Here is a 19,866-nt window from a genome sequence, read left to right as displayed (position 1 = left end):
CTCTATTTCATGGGGATGATAATAAGAGCAGAATAGGAAACAAAGCGATCCATGGCCCCTATCCGCAGATAAGCCATATTATTTCCGGATCATTCTACTAGTTGGCGTTTTCCGCTATTTTGGACAGGGTTCCTGCGCTGTTTCGGGAACTGGCGGGTCAGGCGCGGGTTCAACCCGCTCCACACGCACGGCGCAAATCTTGAATTCCGGCATCCGGCTGATGGGGTGCAGGGCATCGTTGGTCAGCCGGTTGACCGCCAATTCCCCGCCCCAATGAAACGGGACGAATATGGTTCTGGGGTGAATGCCGGGAGCCAGCTTGGCGGCAAACTCCAACGAGCCCCGGCGGGTCGTCAGCCGGACGCGTTCTCCCTGGTGCAGGCGAAGCTGCTCGGCCAGAGCGGGGTGCAGCTCCGCTACCGGTTCCGGCGCCTTCTTCGCCAGCGCCTCCGTGCGGCGGGTTTGCGCGCCGCTCAGGTAGTGGCCCGCCAGCCGCCCGGTCGTCAGCAGATACGGGTAATCCGGATCTGCGCTCTCCGCCGGCGGCTGGGGCGTGATCCCGTGCAGGCGGGCGCGGCCCCCTGCACGGGGGAAAACGCCGCCCGCGAACAGGCGCGGCGTCCCGGGATGGCCCTGGCCGCGGAGCACAGCCGCGGCGGGCGATGCTGCGGGCTCGGCGCCGGCTCCGAGCCCGGCTTTGTCCCCGGCAGCGGTCCCAGCGCTGTAGCCGGCCCCGTCCCCGGATGCAGGTCCGCCTGCTGTCCCTAACGCGCCGGCGGACCTGCGCTCCCCGGACTGGGCTGCTGGCTTCGCCGTCTCTTCTTCCCCGCCTGCGGGGCACGGCCAGAACAGCCCTTGCGCTTCCTTCAGCCGCGAATAGCTCATGCCGCTGTAATCGGCATTGCCCCCGGCGGAAGCGCGGCAGAGCTCATCGAACACGTCCGAAACCGACGTGTACCGGAAATACTGCCCCCGGCCCAGCCGCTCGGCCAGGGCGCAGATGAACCGGTAATCCGGCAGACTGTCCCCTGCCGGAGCAAAGGCCTGGGGCCGGTGAAACACCCGGCCCTCCAGATTGGTCAGCGTGCCTTCCGCTTCCAGGAAGGACGTGCCGGGCAGCAGCCAATCCGCGTAAGCCGCGGTTTCCGTTTCGAACAGGTCGACGACGACGAGCAGTTCCAGCTGGGCCAGCGCCTTGGCGACCCTGGCGTTGTTGGGGCTGGAGACGAGCGGATTGGAGCCGAGGATAATCATCGCTTTGATGCTGCCGTCCAAAATTTTGCCGAACAGCTCATAGGCAGAGACACCTTTGCCCGGCAGGTCGTCCGGCTCGATCCCCCAGACGCGGGCCACATGAGCCCGGGCCTCCCCCTCTTCGAGCGATCGGTAGCCGGGGAGCTGATCGGCCTTCAGGCCGTGCTCGCGGCCGCCTTGCCCGTTGGCCTGCCCGGTCACGGAGCCGAACCCGCTGCCAGGTTTGCCGATGTGCCCCGCAAGCAGGCACAGGTTAATGTACTGCAGCGTATGCTCGACCCCGTTGACCTGCTGCTCCAGCCCGCGGGCCGTCAGGACGATCGCGGTTTCCGCGGCGGCAAAGCCCCGGGCAACGGTTCGGATCATGTCTTCGGGGACCCCGGTCAACGCGGCCACCCGGTCTGGCGGAAAAAGCCGCACGGCTTCGCGCACCTCCTGCAATCCTTCTGTGTGGGCCGACACAAATTCCGCATCGTACAGATTTTCTTCAAGCAGGACGTATAGCATGCCGCTGATGAGCAGCGAGTCGTGGCCCGGCTGCAGCGTGATGTGGAGGTCGGCGATTTTGGAGGTCAGCGTTTGGCGCGGATCGATCGTCACGAGCACGGCGCCCTGCTTTTTGGCCGCAAGCAAATACGGCATCATGGTCGGCTGGCACTCCGCGATGTTGGTGCCGGCCAGGATGATGTATTTGGCCTTGGGGATATCGTCCAGCGGAAAACTCAGCCCCCGGTCGATACCGAAGACCTTTTGCTGTGCGGCGGCGGCTGAGGACATACAGTAGCGGCCGTTATAATCCACGTACCGCGAGCGGAGCGCCACGCGGGTGAATTTGCCGAGCAAATAGCAAACCTCATTCGTCAGCGACCCGCCTCCGAAGACGGCTACGCTGTCCGGGCCGTGCTGCTCCTGCAGGCGGAGAATCCGGGCGGCGATATCGTCAAGCGCTTCCGTCCAGGTTGCAGAACACCAAGTCGCGGACAGTCCAGCACCAAGCGCTGTTCGCCGCAGCCCGGCACCAGCAAACCCTTCAGCCGCGTCAAATCCGCCCCCTAGCCCGGGCCTGCCGGTAATCCCGCGTTTATCCTGTCGGCGAAGCGGCGCGAGAATCCGCTCGGAATGCGCCGCATGAGTCATGGAATGAAGCCCCTTTTGGCACAACTTTCCGGTAGCTACTGGGAAATCGGGGCTGGGTTTCGCTTCATACCCAAGCGCGTTTGCCGCACTGGGCGATACGATCGCGGACTTTTTCGCACTAATCGCTTTCGCACTAGTCGCTTCAGCACTAATCGCTTCAGCACTGATCGCCGCCGCACTTCGCACCCCCGAACTGGGGGCTGTAGTCGCAGCGCCTAGCGTTTCCGTCCCGGCTCCCGTCCCCGTTGCCGCACCCCCCGGCCCTGTCGCTTCCCCCAGCGGATGCAGCTCGATGCCGCACTGCATGCTGCAGAAGCAGCAGTGCGTGCGAAGGCGCCCGTCAGGATTGGCGGCTGTAGGTATAAGCGTCATATGCACCGCTCCTTTCGAGGAAGGTGCGTTTCCACTGGCCTTGGATCAGCAGCACTGTAATGATGCAGATGACGGCGATGCCGCTCAGGATCAGGAAGCCGGGCGTATACGATCCCGTGAACTCTTTTAAAATCCCGAGGATATTCGGCAGAAAATACCCGCCCAGCCCTCCGGCCGCGCCAACGATGCCGGTAATGACGCCGATTTCCTGCTGGAACCGCTGGGGAACGAGCTGGAATACCGAGCCATTGCCCATGCCGAGGCACATCATCCCAATAAACAGCAGCACGGTGGCGAGGGACAGTGGCGGCAGCGAGGAGATCAGCGCCATCATGACGGCGACGCCGCCGTACAATACAAGCAGCATGCGAATGCCGCCCACCCGGTCGGCCAGCCAGCCGCCAACGGGCCGGAAAAAGCTGCCGGCGATCACGCAAAGCGTGGTAAAGTCGGCGGCTCTGACGGCGCTTAACCCATATTCGGTATTGAAAAAAATCGTCAAATAGTTGGACATGCCCACAAAACCGCCGAAGGTGACCATATACAGCATACAGAACAACCAGGTGTCCCGCTGGCGGAGCACCGCCGCGTAATCCTTCAGCCGCTTCGGTTCAGGCTGGCTTGGGCTGTCTTTGGCGAGCAGCGAGAAAACGATAAACACAATGAAGATCGGGATCAGCGCCAGTCCGAAAACGACCTCCCAACTGCCGTAATGCTGGGCGATCCGGTTGGCGAACAGGGTGGAGAACACCGTGCCGCTGTTGCCCGCTCCGGCGACCCCCATCGCCAGGCCCTGATACTGCGGCGGATACCAGCGGCTGGCAAGCGGCAGCGCGGCGGAAAAAGAAGCGCCGGCCACACCGAGCAGCAGGGCGACGAGGTAAAGTTTGCCGAGCGAGCTCACGAACTGCCAGCCATAAATGAGCGGGATCATGGTGACGATCATGCCGATCTGGCCAGTCCGTTTCGGGCCGATGCGATCGGCCAGCACGCCGAGCACCAGCCGGAGCATGGAACCGCCGAGCACCGGCAGGGCGACCAAATTGGCCTTTTGCGAGGCGCTCATCGGGTAATCCTGCATCATAATGACCGCCAGCGGTCCGATCAGCACCCAAATCATGAAACTGACGTCAAAATAAAGAAATGCGCTGAATAGCGAGGGCTTATGCCCGCTTTTCCAAAATCCGGCCCGATTCATTCCATCGATCTCCTCTCCAATTTCCACCCTTAAGGGTGTTTTCTTTTTTAACTTCAGCACGCAAAAGAAACAGAAAAAGCCGCAGGAACAATCGATAGCGATTGCCCGTGCGGCTCCGTTGCCACCGGCCGGCACAGCGTTGTGCGGGGACCGGAATATAAGCGTCACGACATTGTGAACGTAGTTAAATTATATGAGGCAGAAAAAACAGATGTCAATATAAATTACAAAAAACGTTCATAATTTTTACAGAAAAATACTTTTATAGATGACTTTAAGCGAAAAGATGGGATTATCGAGAATGGAGTTAGAAATTACAGTATATTTATGTTAGATATAATAACACAAACCTGCGACACTAACGACTATACTCGATTTACAACATGACAATTAGGCATTCACCCATTCTCCTCCGCTCGAATAAGCTGATTCTGTTGAATCCTTAGGAACCGGAGGTAGCAAATATGGGTTATTTTGTGCGCGTGGAGCCTCATGTAAAAATTTTTGTGGAGGACATCCACCCGGCGGGGAAACAGACGATTTTGTTCATCCACGGCTGGCCTTTAAGCCACTGGGCGTTTGAATATCAATTTAACGTGCTGCCGGCCAAAGGGTATCGCTGCATCGGCATCGATCTGCGCGGCTTTGGCGAGTCCGACAAGCCTTGGGACGGCTACCATCTCGACCGGATGGCCGACGATGTGCGCGCCGTGGTCGATGCGCTAGGTCTCCGCGATTTCATACTCGCCGGCCACTCTTACGGGGGAGCGACCGCCATCCGGTATATGGCCCGCCATCAAGGGCATGGCGTAGCGAAGCTGGCGTTGTTTGCCGCGGCCGCCCCGAGCGTTACCCGCCGCCCCGGCTTTCCGTACGGGCAGCCGAAGGAAGCGGTGAGCGAGCTCATTGAGCAGACGTATCAAGACCGCCCCAACATGCTTTTCAACCTGGAGAATACGTTTTTCTTTCAACATGTGTCGAAACCTTTCGGCGACTGGGTCCGGCAAATCGAATATGCGGCCTCCGGCAACGCGACGGCCAAGGTAGCCGCTTCCTTCCGCGACGAAAGCTTGTTCGCCGATCTCGGCAAGATTGAAGTGCCGGCGTTAATTCTGCACGGCATCCATGACAAGGTTTGTTATCCCGAACTCGCGGCGGCCCAGCATGAAGGGATTAAGCATTCCAGGCTCGTGTGGTTCCAGTACAGCGGGCATGGGTTGTTTTATGAGGAACGGGATAAGTTCAACCGGGAGCTTGTAAAATTTATCGAAGATCCGAATACACATATTTCCGCTGAGCCCAATAACTGAACAGAAAAAGCGAGCCTTCGGTCAGCAGCTTGGCCGCGATCAGAGGGATGCTGGCCAGGTCATGGTATACATGCATCAGCCCCATATTCAGCAATAATACGATCAGAACCAGCGAAAAATACCGCGGCAAAGAAGCGTACAGCTTGGCCGAGCGGCCGTGGGCGAACACGAACCGGCGGTTCATCGCGAAGTTGGCGGTGGAACTGCAAATTCTCGCTCCTGCGACCGACAGCGCCAGGTTTTTGCTGAACGCCTGAAGCAGGAACAGCAGCGCGAAGTCGAGGCCCGCCGACAGGATGGACGAGGCGCTGAACAGCAGAATCGGCAGGTAGATCCGCGCGGAATCGGCCAACGGCCGGAAATGGGAAGACTTGTTGTCGTCCAGGTAAACCGTATCGATAAATACCTCCTCCAGGGTGCATCCTTTTCGTTTGGCCCCGAGCAAGAGGTTCATTTCATATTCAAAACGTTCCCCTGGAACCGAGCACAGCCACTCCAGCATGTCCGCTGAATAGCCGCGAAGCCCGGTTTGGGTGTCGTAAATTTTCGTCCCGGTCGTAAAGGCGAACACAAACCGTGTCACCGCGTTGCCAAGCCGGCTGCGCAGCGGCACCTTGCCGGTGAAGCGGCGGCTTCCGAGCACAAGGCTGCATCCCTGCTCCCGTACGGCGGCGGCGACCCGGCCGATATCGGCGGGCAGATGCTGGCCGTCGCTGTCGGCGCAAACCACGGGGCCGCGCTCCCCGGTGTCGAGCAAATAACGGAAGCCGGTTTTCAGGGCCCGGCCTTTGCCGCGATTGGCCTCGTGCCGCAGCACCTTGCACCCCTCCGCCCGGGCCGTGTCAAAAATCGGGCGGTACGCCTCGCCGCTGCCGTCATCGACGATGACGATCCGGGTGTCCGGCATTTTTTTTAACTGTCCGATCAAGTTCAGCAGACGCTCGTCCGGCTCATAGGCGGGGATCAGAATCGTCGTCATGTCAGTTCACCTCTTTCACGTAGAGGATGTCGCTGACACCGCGCTCTCGCCCTTTACCTTGGGGATTGTTAACCACCCGGCCCATAAAATACATCGTGGACGAGCCGCCTCCGTCTAGATTGTAAGCTTCAGTGCAGCCTAAATCCTTAAACACCTGCGCGAATTCCGTTAACGTCATGCCGCGGCTGTAGCCTTCCTTGCGCCCGTCAACGACGACAAACACGTAATGGTTTGGCGCGATCAGGCCGATGCCGGTGCGGGGATTGGCGCCTTGGATTGAGCGGTTGCCGAAATTGGTGTCGATCTTTACATTGTCCAAGTCGGTGTCCACTTCGCCATCTTGGATCAACGCCGGCCCGAACGATAATGTTTGGACCGCCCCCTGCTCCAGCAATGCTGACGAGGAAACCTTTGTTTCATTGTAAGCTTTCATCGTCCCGTCGTTAAATAACGCCAGCCCCGTTCTTGCTGGTTCATCCCGGTACAACGTTCCGTTACGAATTATCACCCCGTCGCCCCTGAAGCCGTAATAGTCGCCATTCACAGCAAAAATCGCGCCGTTATCGGAGGCGATCTCCGAGGTGTTCTCCGTAATATTGCGCCCGAAGCTGTTATCGGCGAAGGCGGACAGCAGGCCGCCAGAGTTCTTCAACTGCACATCGGCCGCGTAATACGTAATTTGGTCCGCCCCGGAGCCGGTTTGCACCTGATCGATATGGATCTGGATATCATTGCTCGTATAATTCCAATCATCCGATTTGGCGTCGGCTTCCGCAGGAGTGGCGGTCTCCTGCGGACTTGAGCCAAGCTGCAATGTGCCTTCCTCAGACACAACCTTCTCCACATGTTTAATTAAGTAACGGTCCGCCAGCCCGTAAAGCGTTCCTCCAACGATCAGCAGCGGAACGAGCACCGCGATGACCAGCTTTTTTTTCGGTTTCATCTTATTCACACTCCGCTTGAAGATTAGGCACCCGAACCGAAAACTCGGTTTCGCTCGGGCAACTACATGATAAGCGGGCAAACTGAAACGCACCTGAACGTAGGTTGAAGGTTTGGTGAAAAGCGGAGAAGGGCGGTGTAACGGTTATAGGAAGCCGAGGAAATAAACGGAGGGCGGCCGGCGGATGATTTAAGAAAAAAAGAAGCCGGCCGTCAGGCCGGCTTATCAACGGAGAGGTGTTGTCGACCGCGAAGGCCGATGCACTGAAATTGGCTTCAGGCCTGCTGCGTCCGATTTTTCTTGAACAGGCGGCGCAGCCCATGAATGACTAACAGCAAAAGGGGGAGCAGCAGCCCGACGGTTAAAATGTACGGCGGCCAGGTACGGGCGTCCCAGGTTTGTCTGAAAGGGACGTTGGGGTAAACGACGAACGACATGACGATGAGGAGCATCCCCAGCGGCCAAACGAGGGGCCGGTAATCCTTCAAATTGAAAATTTTGGCAAGGGATACCGTAATGGAACTCATGTACAGCGTAATCCGGAAATACAGTGAAAAAAACCACATGACGGCCACTATGGTTTCAACCCGCTGCAAAAAGTGGCCGATGTCGATTTTTTGGGCCAACACATAGCTTGGGAACAAGCTTTTTGACGTAACCTCCACCCCAAGGACGAGGATGGACAGGATGATGACGATCACCAGCATCAGACTGCCGATCAAGCTGCCCTGAACGATGGCGTTGCCGAACTGGGCAGGCCGGTTCACGGAGGCCGGGAGGATCAAGAGCAGCGAAACATGCGGCAAAAAAGCGACGCTGATAAAAGTAAGCGTAGCCTGCCAGATCGGGGGAAAACCGTTTTCCAGGACAGGTTGCAACTGACGCGGATCTATATTGAAGGCGACCAGCAGGACCAACAGAAGATAAAGAAGGATAAACCAGGGAAACAGCAGCTCCGCGGAACGGGCGATCACTTCGATCCCCAGGCGGACGCCAATGAGAACCACGGCCCCGAACAGGATGATGATGGCTTGGATCGGGGTTTCCGGCATCATTTGCGTCGTCATAAAATCGCCCAAATCGTTTAGTACCGAGGCAGGGGCACCCAGAAACAACGAGCTTATAAGCAGTAGGGAAACGATTTTCCCGACCCATTTTCCCAACAAGGTTTCCAGGATCTCAATCAGGTTTTTTTGCGGATACAGGTTGACAAGCTTGGACATAGGCCAGATGATAAGCAGACCTGCCGCGATTCCGATCAAGCCGGCGATCCAGGCGTCCTGTCTGGCTGCCTCGGCCATGCCGGAAGGGGTGATTAGAATAGCGCTGCCTACCGTAAAAAAAATCGTGATGATTGTCAACTGGCGTACGGAGATATGAACTTCGTTCAACAGAATTCACCTCGGATCGTTTCTTAAACGAGCGATTTATTTTCGCTCAGGGAATTAAGCCTATTGCGGACAAAAGCTCGCTAAACGGTTCGAATACGACCGTCAGCACGAGCAGCGGGCTGGGAAAATGGCGGAATAGCAGCGCCGGAATAGAGATCCCTACGGCTATTGCGAGCAGAATACAGAAGGCCCACAGGTCCTTTTTTTGCTGTTGTTTCCAAAGTGCCGGCAGTTCGAACCAGGCGATGATGCCGGCAGCGACCAGGATGCCTGCGCTCCATAACATGGCATGTCTACTCCTTCATTTGCTCCGTGACCGGGTTCGTTATCATTCCGATACGGCGGATGATGAAATCCGTTTTGATGTTTACCGGCAGTTCGGGAAAATATTTCTCATTCCAATCGGGTTCCAGTGATTTCCAATACTTAGGGTTGTTGCGGTGAATGGCTTCGCCAAATCCGAAAATGTCGGTTTTGAACTCTTTTTGCGCCTTTTCTATGGTTGTTTCCATAAATTCGATAAGCTTTTCCTCGATTTTTTTCTCCAGATCGGGTAACGTGCTCGGATCGGTCAGATTCAGCTTTTTGGAACCGGAGGCGCCGACATTGCCCTCTGCTGTGAACTGAATATCGATCTGTGGCCTCCCGTCAACCACCTTGCCCTTCACTTTCGTTTTGCTGCGGAGGAATTCGATGATCACCATGCCGTTATCCGGGGAGCGGACGAACATGACCGTGCTTTTCACGCCGCCATGGATGCTGTGATATCCTCTGCTCTCCTGTTCGTCCAGCCAGCCGATCAGCTTGTCCTTATTGAATGCGGCCAAACCGGAAAATTTCAGTTGAGTTGGCGTGTTGATGCTGGAGATATTCTCTTTGCTTTCTCCGATTTTCGGGTCTCCGGTGATTTCCAGTGCGGTTAATACGGGACTCTGCCCTGAACTGGACAGGTTGTCGATCAACTCGTCAAGCGTGATCGCCAGGCTAGGAGACCAGTTCTGCTCCGAGGTTTCCAGCGACGAGAACAGCTTGTTGGCCGGAACGGGTTCGAGCGGGGTCATGATCTTGAGCATTTCCTGAGCGCTCGCCCCCTTGGCGACGACCAAGTAGAAATCGGGGCGGAATTCATGATCCCGAAATATAAAATCGAGTGGTTGCCCGATGCCCTGCCGGGCCAGCGACTCGCCGATCAGAAATATGCGAAGATGGGAGAAATAAATCTTTCTCGGGCTGATTTGCGTCAGCCTTCGCGCCGCTTCAAATACGGAATCCCCCTGGGTGGTGTACAGCGTGGCGGGAGCGCCGCCGCTCGCCCCCTTTTCCGCGGTGACCTGTCCGGGATCCACCACCTGCACGGTAAGACGGTAGCGGCCTCCTTCCATATCCACGCCGGCCGCGACGGCGATGCCGAGTTCGTTGAGCTCCTTGCGATTCCAGCAGCCGGTAATCAGCAGGACGATGGAAAGCAGAAGGATCAGAGCGGCCATGTTTTTTCTCACGGATAAGTCTCCTTTGTGTACGACGATCTTTTCACCTTCACGGAGGTGACGTTATTGCCGCGACTTCCTGGGCGGAGTGCTGTTCCGGCGCGTAATATTGCTCTGGTTGATGAGACGGACCCGGGAGCGCAGCATCCAATGCGGAAGCCGGATAACCGCATCCTTGTTATCCGCCGGGATGAGCGGAGCGAACGGCGCCATATACGGAATTCCGAATGAACGAAGGCTGCATAGGTGCAAAACCAGGACGATAACCCCTGCGATGATGCCGAACAAGCCGAAGGACGCGGCCAGCACCATGTAAGGGAACCGCAGCAGGCGAAAAGCGATCGACATGTTGTAGGCCGGCAGAATGAAGCTGGAGATCGCCGTAAATGACACGACGATAACCATCGCTGCCGACACGATGCCCGCCTGGACGGCGGCTTGCCCGATAACCAGCGTGCCGACAATGGAAATCGCCGCGCCTATATTTTTCGGCATGCGAATGCTGGCTTCACGCAAAATCTCGAACGTCAGCTCCATCAGCAGCGCTTCGATAAAGGCGGGAAAAGGGACTTGTTCCCGCTGCGCCGCCAGGCTGATCAGCAGTTGCGTCGGCAGCAATTCTTGATGAAAGGTCGTGAAGGCGACGTACATGGACGGTGCGAACAAAGAAACGAGAATCCCAATGTAACGAAGCATCCTGACAAAGCTGCTGAAATCCGCGCGCTGGTAATAATCCTCCGGGGCTTGGAGGAAGGAGGAAAACAATGTCGGGATGATCAGCACAATCGGCGTTCCGTCCACCATAATGGCTATCCTGCCCTCCACCAGCGAGGCCGCGATCACGTCCGGCCGCTCGGAATTGTACATAGTCGGAAACGGGCTGAACGTTTCGTCCTGAATCAATTCCTCGATATACCCGGTCTCCAAAATGCTGCCGACATCGATCCGGTTCAGGCGGTTGCGCACCTCTTGCACCAATTTGTCATTGGCGATGCCTTTCATGTACATGATGGCCACGTCGGTCCGGGTAATTCGGCCGATTTGCATCGTTTCCAGCCATAAATGAGGGTCTTTGATTTTTCGCCGGATCAACGCCGTGTTGGTGCGCAGCGATTCGACGAAGCTTTCACGGGGGCCGCGAACAACGTTTTCCGTGGACGGCTCGCTGACTGCCCGGTCCTTCCAGCCGCGGGTGCTGCAAACAACGCCCTGGTTGTGGCCATCGATCAGGATGATCGTGTCCCCGGACAGCAGCGCCTGGTAAAGGGCGGCAAAATCGCTGACGTCCCGGATGTCCCCGATCGTTAGCGCGTAGTTTTTCAGGGCATGTACGGCATCGGAGGGAAGGGCGATTTTCCGGTCGGCGCGTTCAAACAGTTTGATATCCAGCATCACCGATTTCATGATGAAATCGGTGATGATATTCTGATCGGCTAATCCGTCGGTATAGAGTATGGCGATAGATTGATTCCCTTCGTAGCCGACCGGCAGGTTGCGGATGATGATATCCGTACTGTTGCCGAGCGTATCTCGGATAGCTTGCAAATTTGCTCCCAGTTCTTCGAATAAAACGCCGGGCTCGGGCTCTGTCGAAACTGGTGTCCGGCCGGTGGAGTCCGTGTCTTTCTTGAGTAAATGAACGGGCTTACGATGGAATTTTCTGCGGTAACGCATCGCTGTTCTCCCTCTCAAGGGTGTTTTTAGCTTCATTATTGCCGAAGCAAGAGCGGTCCAAACGGAAGGTGCGGCACGATCGGGATGAAATAATTCGAATGCCGGTTATCGGACGAACCGCTCAATTTGTCGTCCCGCATATCGCCGAATAGAAGGAATTATATTAGAATAGAGCTATCCGACACCTCCGGCAGAAAGTTCCTGGGGGTGTTTTTTCACTATTTTAGCGGGATTACATGGAGGGGATATTCATGGAACAAAGCCGGAAATTCGCCTGGACCTGGCGCGTAAAGGAAGAGCATTTGGACGCTTATGTGGAGATGCATTTGAATCCGTGGGCGGAGGTGCTGAAGGAGCACAGCAAGGCGGGCATCCGCAACTATTCGATTTTTCAGCAGGGGAACCAGTTTTTCTATTGTTTTGAGTGCGACGATGTGGACGCGGCGTTCGACTATATTGCCCAAAGCGAGGCGTGTCAGCGCTGGAACGCGCTTACGTCGGGCATGGTCGAAGGCTCGTTCGATTTCAATGAACCGAACCCGATCGTTCCGATGCGGGAGGTTTTTTATCTGAAGTAGGAAAGAAAGGCCGCATTGCACGGCTCGTTGGAAATATCCAATCAAATTGGAAATGAAGCAGCAATACCGAGGTTAGATTGGATATTTCCAATGTTAGGCTGGAGTAGGGGGAGGTGCCGTGGGATCAACTGCAAAAGTGCATTTGATTTCTCGTGAATTTCCGTTTTTGAGCGAATGAGATGCAAAAATACATCTGTTTTCAGGCCATTTGATAAAAAGGTACCCTTTGACCTGAAATGAACTGCAGATTTGCATTTGGCGAGCTGTTTTCGGGAGTTTTAGACAAAAATCGCCTGCACTTTTGCATTTCGTCACAGGAGTTCACCCCCCCTGGAACCTCATAAAAACCTCACGGAACAAAGCTACCCCTTTTTCGATATCCTCGGGCTCCATATGGCCATAACCAAACAGCAGCTTGTCCGCATGATTTCCTTTATGGATACAGTGGTATTCCACCGGCGTGACACGAATTCCGTGGCTAATGCAGTTCTTCACGAAGGTTTCGTTAAACTTCATCCCCGGGAACTGAACAGCCAGATGCAGTCCGGAAGCATCGCCCCAAACACGCCAATCATCGCCGAGATAAGCCTTCAGTGCCGTAAGTAGGGCCTGGCGGCGTTCTCCGTAATGTTTTCTCGCCGTGCGTATATGCCGGTCAAATTTCCGGCTGTGCAGAAATTCGGCTAAGACGGCCTGCTCAAACGGTGGGTTTTGTACATCCGAATGAGTGCGCAACCGGCGCCAGCGCTGGTGCAGTTTGCCCGGCAGAATGACGTAGCCAATCCGGAGCGCTGGGATGAGCACTTTGCTGAACGTGCCGATGTGGATCACCCGCTCGGGATCCATGGCGTACAGCGGGGCTACCGGGTCGCCGTAATACCGGAATTCACTGTCATAATCATCCTCTACAATGTAGCTATTCTGTTCTCTGGCATACCTGATCAGGGCGGTGCGGCGGCTTGCCGGTAAAACCCCTCCCAACGGGAATTGATGTGAGGGCGTAACGTATACCGCACAGCTGGGCTGATCCTGCAAATATTCCGTTTGCATCCCCAGCTTGTCGACGGGGATCGGGTTAACGGGATACCCCTTGTTCAAAAAGGTCTGCAGCATTCCCCGGTTACAGGGGTCCTCCATGCAGATCGGTTTCCCTTCCTCGTACAGCAGGTCGGCGACCAAATTCAGGGCATGTGTGGCCCCGGCGGTAATAAAAATATTCTCCGGGTACGCGGACAGGCCCTTGCTGCGAAGCAGGTGCGCGGCGATTTCCTCGCGCAGCCTCGGCAAACCTTGCGGTCCCGTATATCCCAGGTGAGCATCCGGCATTTCCTGCAGCGTTCGTTTCGATAGCTGCTGCCAAAGATACCGGGGGAACAGCCGCAAATCCGGATGGCCTGTCCGGAAGTCGGCCAGAAGCGGCACCGGAGCAGGCTGTCCATCGCTCGACGATTCCGCCGGTGGAGTTTGTTTTTCGAGAATCAGTCCCTCAGCGACGCGGGTAACCGAACCGGGGCGGTTTAGAATGAAACCTTCGACCGCCAACATATCATAAGCTTCCACTACGGTATTGCGGGCTACTTTGAGCCCTTGGGCCATCACCCGAGTGGAAGGCAGCGCTTCTCCCGCTTGGATCGTGCCGTTCAAAATCCGCTCGCTCAGCGCCATATAAAGCTGCCTTTTTAAAGGCACCTCCCTGTCTCTTTGCAACTCAATTCCCCACATAGTACCTCCAACTGGACTGCCTAATTTTGCACCGAACCGGTTCTTTACGGAAGACCGGCCTCTTTTTTAAAATATCACTACCTCCGATTGTATCATGATTTCAGGCTTGCACTTTCGCTCAATACGTAGGTAAGGATGTGATCCGTTGGAACGTTTAAAGGGAATGGCGTGTTTGGCCGGAGCGTTTTCGCTGGCCGGCACTTCAGTAATTGCGGCCCGTTTTTTTGGCGGGCAACTTGGAATCTTCACGATCACCGGGGTTAGCTTATTGTTGGCGCTGTGCATGATGCTTCCGCTCGGTTGGAAAGAACTGGCGGGGACATATCACCGATTGCGGTTTAGAGATGGAGTATGGTTATTCCTTCAGGCGCTGTTCGGCATTTTTTTGTTTCGCCTGTTTTTGCTGACCGGTCTTGAAAAGACCACTTCCGGTGAGGCGGGAATCCTGACGGGCGCAACGCCCGCGATCACCGTTTTGCTCGCTGCGTTCGTGTTAAGGGAACCGATCAGCCGGCGCGCGCTGCTGGGCATCGTCAGCGCCATCGGCGGCGTTGTCTTGATCCAGTTGTTTTCGGCGGGAAGCCTCGGGACTATGAATTTGGATCATCTTGCCGGCAACGGTCTGGTGCTTTTGGCGGCGATCAGCGAATCCTCGTTCAACATCTTGTCGCGCAGATTTGCGATGAAATCCGCAGGCGCGCAGGCAGCGGCCATTCCGCCCATGACTCAAACCACGCTTGTCACCGCCATGGCCATGTTTCTTTGCCTTGTCCCGGCCGCTTTTGAACATCCGCTTTCTTCACTGCGCATGATTGGATGGCAAGAATGGCTGGCTTTAATCTGGTATGGTCCGTTTGTGACGGCGCTGGCTTTCATGTTGTGGTATGCCGGCATCAAAAGATGCCTGGCTTCGACGGCAGCCGCTTTTTCGGGGCTGATACCGTTTACCGCTTTGCTGCTGTCCGTTCTCATTTTGGGCGAGCATTCCTATTGGCTGCAGTGGGTTGGAGGTTTTTTGGTCATCTTGGGGATTATCCTGATTGCGGGAAAAAACCAGCCTGAATAAATTCATGACGGCAGTCCGTCCCGAACCCGGGAGGGACTGTTTGTTTTTGCCATTCATATACGTTTAAAAAAATTCACTGCGATGGAATTAATTTGGTGTAAAGTGTATTTATCGGAAAAAATTCAGCTGCAGAATTGGAAGGGTGAAGCATCAAGATGTTTCGCATGAAATTGAAATTTTTACTTAAGAGCAAGCAAACGAAGCTGATCCTGCTGCTCACGGTTTTCGTGCCGATCTGCATTACCTCGATCGGGTTGTATTCCTATTCCCAGTATAGGAGCGGGCTGGACACGGAGTTGAACGCCCCGAATGTGGAACTGCTGCAAATCAACCTGGACGTGACCAACCGGGCGTTTCGGGAAGCGGATAACGAAGCGGTGGATATTTCTTACGATCCAGGCGTGTTGTCGTATATCTTCGGGCAAGCTGACGGCCGCGAACCTTCCGTGCAGGAACTGCGCTCCTATTTGCATAGCCGGCTCAAAGAGCCGGATATTCATTCGATTCACCTCGTCAAATTCCGGGATCAGACGGTGATCTCCACCCGGTTTGAAGGAAAGCCGGATTGGGCGGACGCGTCCGATTCGCACTGGTCCGGTTGGATTCAGGAAATCCGCAACAAACCGCTGCTGATCAAACGCAGGGTCTATGGCAACGGCGGGGAGACGGGGGAAACGAATCCTAAGCGTCTCACCGGGCAGGCCGAGGTGTTGTCTCTAGTGCGTCCGATTGCGCAAAATGGCGAGGTCGGCGGAGCGGTGATCGTCAATCTGGATTATGACAGCCTGTTTTCCAAAACCTACACCCATTTGTCAGATTATCAATTCGTGTTTAATCTGGATGGCGAACTGATTTACCCCAAGCTGAATCTTCCCTTTTCCCCTGAGGAAATGAGTGGGGTGATTGCGGATCTGGACGTCCGGCCATTTGATTACGTCAAAGTGCGCGGGCAGGACTACATGGCAAACCAGGCCTTCTCCGACGTGACCGGCTGGCGGCTGGTGTCCTTGGTCCCCCTGGAGGAGCTGCTGAAGAGCGTCACGCTGACACGCAACATGCTGCTGCTGCTCTCCCTGGTTTCTGCCGGGATCGGCTGCGCGGCTATATATTACTACAATTACGCCGCGTTCCGGCCGTTGAAGCGGATCAACGCCTTGCTTCAGGCTGGGCAGGAATCCCCGGGCCGCGGCAGCCTGTATGAGCTGGAGCATGTTCTTGTTCGATGGGTGGGCGATTTCCGCATCAAATCGCTGGTCGCCGAGCAAAGCCTGCCGGAGCTGCGCTCCAAGCTGATCGGGGAAGTATTAAGCCGGGCGATCGGCTCAAGGGAAATGCAGGCCAAGTGGGGGAGCTATTTTCAGGATTGGACGGCTGCTCCGCTTGCCATGCTGATCATATCCATCGACCGTTACCAGCAGTTTGCCGCCGAGTATCGCGAAGAAGACCGGATGCTGCTGAAATACGCAATGGACAACATTGTCCGTGAGAAGCTGGAGCCGTTTTGGCGCTGCGTAACGCTGCCGGCGGATCACGAGGACGTGGCGGTGTTGCTCCAGCCTAAGGGAGAGGTACCAGAGGCTAGCTCGTACAAGGATGCGGCCGGTCAACTGATTCAAGCCATTGGCGAATACTTGCACTTATCGGTATCGGCCGGAATCGGCGGCGAGGTGTCCCATCTCGCGGAGATCAACCGCTCCTATGCTGAAGCGAAGGAGGCGCTGTCTTATCGTCTGTACGATGGTTACGGCCAGGCCAGGGATTATCGGGAATGCAGCATCCGCAAAGACGGCATCCCGTCACCCCTCCATGAAGGCTGGAAGACGGAACTGTTCGAAACGCTGCAATCGTCCGGAGAAGAACAATGCATACTGTTGATGCAGCGTTGGATGGGGGACATAAGCGGCCGGCGAATCCATCCCGAAAACGTCTATAAATTCGTTGACCAGCTTATGGCAGAGATGCTGAGCATGGCGGAGGCGCGCGAATTGCCCGTCCCTAGCGAGCTGGACGATTATACGTGGCAGAAGCTGACCACGATGGAGTTGGCCGAGGCGGAAGCATTGCTGTGTCTTCTGGCCGGTACATTGGGCCGGGAGCTTGCGTGCCGGAAGCAGACGAAGGAATTTATTTTGGCGCGGCGGATGATCGGGTTTATGGAGCAAAATTATCAGGCGAATGTCGGACTGCAAGAAATCGCGGATCATGTAAACATGGGGATTTCCTCGGTAAGCTCGATTTTTAAAACGGAAACGGGCAGCACGATTTACGATTATTTGACCAGCCTGAGAATGGACAAAGCCTGCGCATTATTGCAGGATACATCGCTTAAAGTGGCTGATATCGCGTTCCGGGTTGGATATCAGAACGAGAATAGCTTTATCCGTGCCTTTCGGAAAAACAAGTCCATGACACCGGGCAAATACCGGGAAACCAGCAAATTTTCCGGCGAATATGCAGATCCGGCAAATACGCGCAAATTCGGAATATTTGAAGATTCGTAAGGAGATTATCCGATTGTTTCACGGCGGCCGGTTCGTTTACACTTCCCTTGAGAAATAAATCACGTACTTATGGGTATGATGATTTGACTGATTTGCATTGGGGGGGGGGGTGACCGCCGCAAGGGGAATTAAACAAGCTGAACCAGCGGAAAAGAGGAATAGCATGAGCGGCAAAAACGGAAAAGAGGAAGCGGGCTCAAAACGGCTGGCGATGGGGGCGTATGTTATCGGAATAGCGATATTATTGAGCATTATGCTGGCGTACGTTCTGCCTGATCGCCCGAAATCGGCAAATCCGCCGGCGGATTTCCCGCAGAAACCCATTACTTTGATCGTACCGTACGCCGCCGGAGGCGGTACGGATCTTACCGCAAGGGCATTGGCGCAAGCGGCCGAAAAACATCTTGATCAACCGATCGTTGTGGTGAATCGCACGGGCGGTGGCGGAGCTATCGGTTTGACCGAGGGCGCGCACGCCAAACCGGACGGCTATACGGTAACTTTTCTCGTGGCCGAATTAACGACCCTTCCGCATCTGGGACTGCTTCCGGTGACGTATGAAGACTTTATTCCCATCGCGCAAACGAACCGTGATCCCGCCGCGATTACCGTCAGAGCGGACGCTCCTTGGCAAAATGTCCGGGAATTTCTCGATTATGCGCATTCCCATCCCGGTGAGATCAAAATGGGGAACGCCGGCACGGGAAGCGTTTGGCATTTGGCTGCCGCCATGCTGGAGAAAGAGGCGGACGTAAAGTTCATGCATATTCCTTATGAAGGAGCGGGGCCCGCCATATCGGCGCTGCTCAGCGGTTTCGTCGACGCGGTGCCCGTGAGCCCGGCCGAAGTCAAAAGCTATGTTGAACAGGGGAAGCTGCGCACTTTGGCCATCATCGGAGATGAAGAGGCGGCAGCCCTCCCGGGAGTTCCGACACTGGCGGAAGAAACCGGACTGCATGTGGAATTCGCGGGAACATGGCGCGGCCTGGCCGTACCGAAAGGAACTTCTGAGCAGGTTAGAGACTTGTTGACGGAAGCCTTCGTTCAGGGCACCAGGGAGCCTGAATTCATCGGTGAGATGAACGCTATGGGGCTTGGACTGCTGGTCCGGGACGGGAAAGAATTTAGCCGGCATTTGAAGAAAAACCATGAATTGTATGCGGCGCTAATTCCGGAGCTGGGGCTGGGCCGCAAGTGATATGAAAGCGCATTCTATTGATTGTGGAAGGTGGGTTAGACATGAAAATCAAAAAGACCTTGGATCGAATTCCTGGCGGGATGATGTTGATCCCATTGCTGTTGGGAGCGGTTGTACACACATTTTTTCCCGGGGGCGGGGAATATTTCGGTTCATTTACCAACGGGCTTATGACGGGAACCATTCCCATTTTGGCCGTATGGTTTTTCTGTATGGGGGCGGCCATCGACGTAAGGGCGACGGGGACGGTTCTGAGAAAATCGGGCACACTGGTGTTGACCAAAATCGCGGTCGCCTGGATTGTGGCTCTCGTCGCATCGCAGCTTTTGCCGGCCGACGGGATCAAGAGCGGATTTTTTGCGGGCTTGTCCGTGCTCGCGTTAATCGCGGCGATGGATATGACCAACGGCGGTTTGTACGCTTCAATTATGCAGCAGTACGGAACCAGGGAAGAGGCCGGCGCTTTTGTGCTGATGTCCCTGGAATCCGGGCCTCTGGTCACCATGCTGGTTTTGGGCGCCACGGGCTTGGCCGCTTTCGAACCGCAGGCGTTCGTCGGCGCGGTGCTTCCGTTTTTGATCGGTTTCCTGCTGGGCAATTTGGATCATGATCTTCGTGAGTTTTTCGGAAAAGCCACCCATACGATGATCCCTTTCTTCGGCTTTGCGTTAGGATGCTCGATCGATCTGGGGGTTATTGTGCACACGGGGCTTCTGGGCGTGCTGCTTGCACTTTCCGTCATCATCATCACGGGGATTCCGTTGATGCTGGCCGACAAATATGTGGGCGGGGGCAACGGCACGGCCGGACTCGCCGCATCCAGCACAGCGGGCGCCGCTGTGGCCAATCCGATGATCGTCGCCAATATGAAACCGGAATTTATGCCGGCGGCCCAATCGGCCACCGCTTTAGTTGCCGCCTGCGTTGTCGTGACCTCCATTCTGGTGCCTATTCTGACCGCCTATTGGTCGCAGTACATGAAGAAGAGGGCGGGAGCAGCTTTTTCCGATGGGTCGCCGCCTCAGGTCAAGGTTTAAAATGAAGGTGAAAACAGCT

At 55.8% G+C, this 19,866-nt stretch carries 15 protein-coding genes; 6 read left to right on the top strand and 9 right to left on the bottom strand.

Annotated features, from left to right (window positions below; genetic code table 11):
- Positions 1-114: 114 nt before the first annotated feature.
- Positions 115-2,763, bottom strand: coding sequence for a molybdopterin oxidoreductase family protein (locus ACLD72_RS20985; RefSeq protein ID WP_458476133.1), 2,649 nt, complete (start codon positions 2,761-2,763; stop codon positions 115-117).
- Positions 2,732-3,961 (bottom strand): nitrate/nitrite transporter, encoded by a 1,230-nt coding sequence (locus ACLD72_RS20980; RefSeq protein ID WP_410999343.1) that lies wholly within the window; start codon positions 3,959-3,961, stop codon positions 2,732-2,734. The genes ACLD72_RS20985 and ACLD72_RS20980 overlap by 32 nt, the downstream gene beginning before the upstream one ends.
- Before the next feature lie 464 nt (positions 3,962-4,425).
- Between ACLD72_RS20980 and ACLD72_RS20975 the strand changes: the two genes are divergently transcribed.
- Positions 4,426-5,271, top strand: a complete 846-nt coding sequence (locus tag ACLD72_RS20975; RefSeq protein WP_458476132.1) for an alpha/beta fold hydrolase — start codon at positions 4,426-4,428, stop codon at positions 5,269-5,271.
- Here ACLD72_RS20975 and ACLD72_RS20970 read toward each other — a convergent pair.
- The 6 genes from ACLD72_RS20970 to ACLD72_RS20945 all read right to left on the bottom strand — a co-directional run bounded on the left by ACLD72_RS20970 (position 5,225) and on the right by ACLD72_RS20945 (position 11,745).
- Positions 5,225-6,250 carry a glycosyltransferase gene (locus tag ACLD72_RS20970; protein ID WP_410999346.1) on the bottom strand — a complete coding sequence of 342 codons (1,026 nt, stop codon included), beginning with the start codon at positions 6,248-6,250 and terminating at the stop codon, positions 5,225-5,227. The genes ACLD72_RS20975 and ACLD72_RS20970 overlap by 47 nt on opposite strands.
- A 1-nt stretch (position 6,251) precedes the next feature.
- On the bottom strand, positions 6,252-7,193 hold the full coding sequence (locus ACLD72_RS20965; protein WP_410999348.1) for a phosphodiester glycosidase family protein: 942 nt from the start codon (positions 7,191-7,193) through the stop codon (positions 6,252-6,254).
- A 275-nt stretch (positions 7,194-7,468) separates the two neighbouring features.
- Complete coding sequence (locus ACLD72_RS20960; protein ID WP_410999350.1) at positions 7,469-8,584, bottom strand: GerAB/ArcD/ProY family transporter; 1,116 nt, start codon at positions 8,582-8,584, stop codon at positions 7,469-7,471.
- Between the two features lie 46 nt (positions 8,585-8,630).
- Positions 8,631-8,870, bottom strand: coding sequence for a hypothetical protein (locus tag ACLD72_RS20955; RefSeq protein WP_410999352.1), 240 nt, complete (start codon positions 8,868-8,870; stop codon positions 8,631-8,633).
- A gap of 7 nt (positions 8,871-8,877) precedes the next feature.
- On the bottom strand, positions 8,878-10,083 hold the full coding sequence (locus ACLD72_RS20950) for a Ger(x)C family spore germination protein (protein WP_410999354.1): 1,206 nt from the start codon (positions 10,081-10,083) through the stop codon (positions 8,878-8,880).
- 51 nt (positions 10,084-10,134) lie between these two features.
- Positions 10,135-11,745, bottom strand: a complete 1,611-nt coding sequence (locus tag ACLD72_RS20945; protein WP_410999356.1) for a spore germination protein — start codon at positions 11,743-11,745, stop codon at positions 10,135-10,137.
- Between the two features lie 251 nt (positions 11,746-11,996).
- Here ACLD72_RS20945 and ACLD72_RS20940 point away from each other — a divergent pair, with 251 nt between their 5' ends.
- Positions 11,997-12,323, top strand: coding sequence for an L-rhamnose mutarotase (locus ACLD72_RS20940; protein ID WP_410999358.1), 327 nt, complete (start codon positions 11,997-11,999; stop codon positions 12,321-12,323).
- 321 nt (positions 12,324-12,644) lie between these two features.
- On the opposite strand, the gene pdxR is transcribed toward ACLD72_RS20940, so the two are convergent.
- Complete coding sequence (gene pdxR, locus ACLD72_RS20935) at positions 12,645-14,012, bottom strand: MocR-like pyridoxine biosynthesis transcription factor PdxR (protein ID WP_458476131.1); 1,368 nt, start codon at positions 14,010-14,012, stop codon at positions 12,645-12,647.
- 178 nt (positions 14,013-14,190) lie between these two features.
- Between pdxR and ACLD72_RS20930 the strand changes: the two genes are divergently transcribed.
- The 4 genes from ACLD72_RS20930 to kdgT all read left to right on the top strand — a co-directional run bounded on the left by ACLD72_RS20930 (position 14,191) and on the right by kdgT (position 19,847).
- Positions 14,191-15,111 (top strand): DMT family transporter, encoded by a 921-nt coding sequence (locus ACLD72_RS20930; protein WP_410999362.1) that lies wholly within the window; start codon positions 14,191-14,193, stop codon positions 15,109-15,111.
- 164 nt (positions 15,112-15,275) lie between these two features.
- The gene (locus ACLD72_RS20925; RefSeq protein WP_410999364.1) at positions 15,276-17,612 is read left to right on the top strand and encodes a helix-turn-helix domain-containing protein; all 2,337 of its coding nucleotides are present in this window, start codon (positions 15,276-15,278) and stop codon (positions 17,610-17,612) included.
- A 211-nt stretch (positions 17,613-17,823) separates the two neighbouring features.
- On the top strand, positions 17,824-18,810 hold the full coding sequence (locus tag ACLD72_RS20920) for a tripartite tricarboxylate transporter substrate binding protein (RefSeq protein ID WP_410999511.1): 987 nt from the start codon (positions 17,824-17,826) through the stop codon (positions 18,808-18,810).
- 41 nt (positions 18,811-18,851) lie between these two features.
- Positions 18,852-19,847: a 2-keto-3-deoxygluconate transporter gene (kdgT, locus tag ACLD72_RS20915; RefSeq protein WP_410999366.1), complete on the top strand. Its 996-nt coding sequence runs from the start codon at positions 18,852-18,854 to the stop codon at positions 19,845-19,847.
- Positions 19,848-19,866: the final 19 nt, after the last annotated feature.

This window comes from Paenibacillus lacisediminis (genome assembly GCF_046567315.2).
The sequence above is the reverse complement of the archived record's forward strand: the minus strand, read 5'-3'. Positions and strand labels throughout refer to the sequence as shown.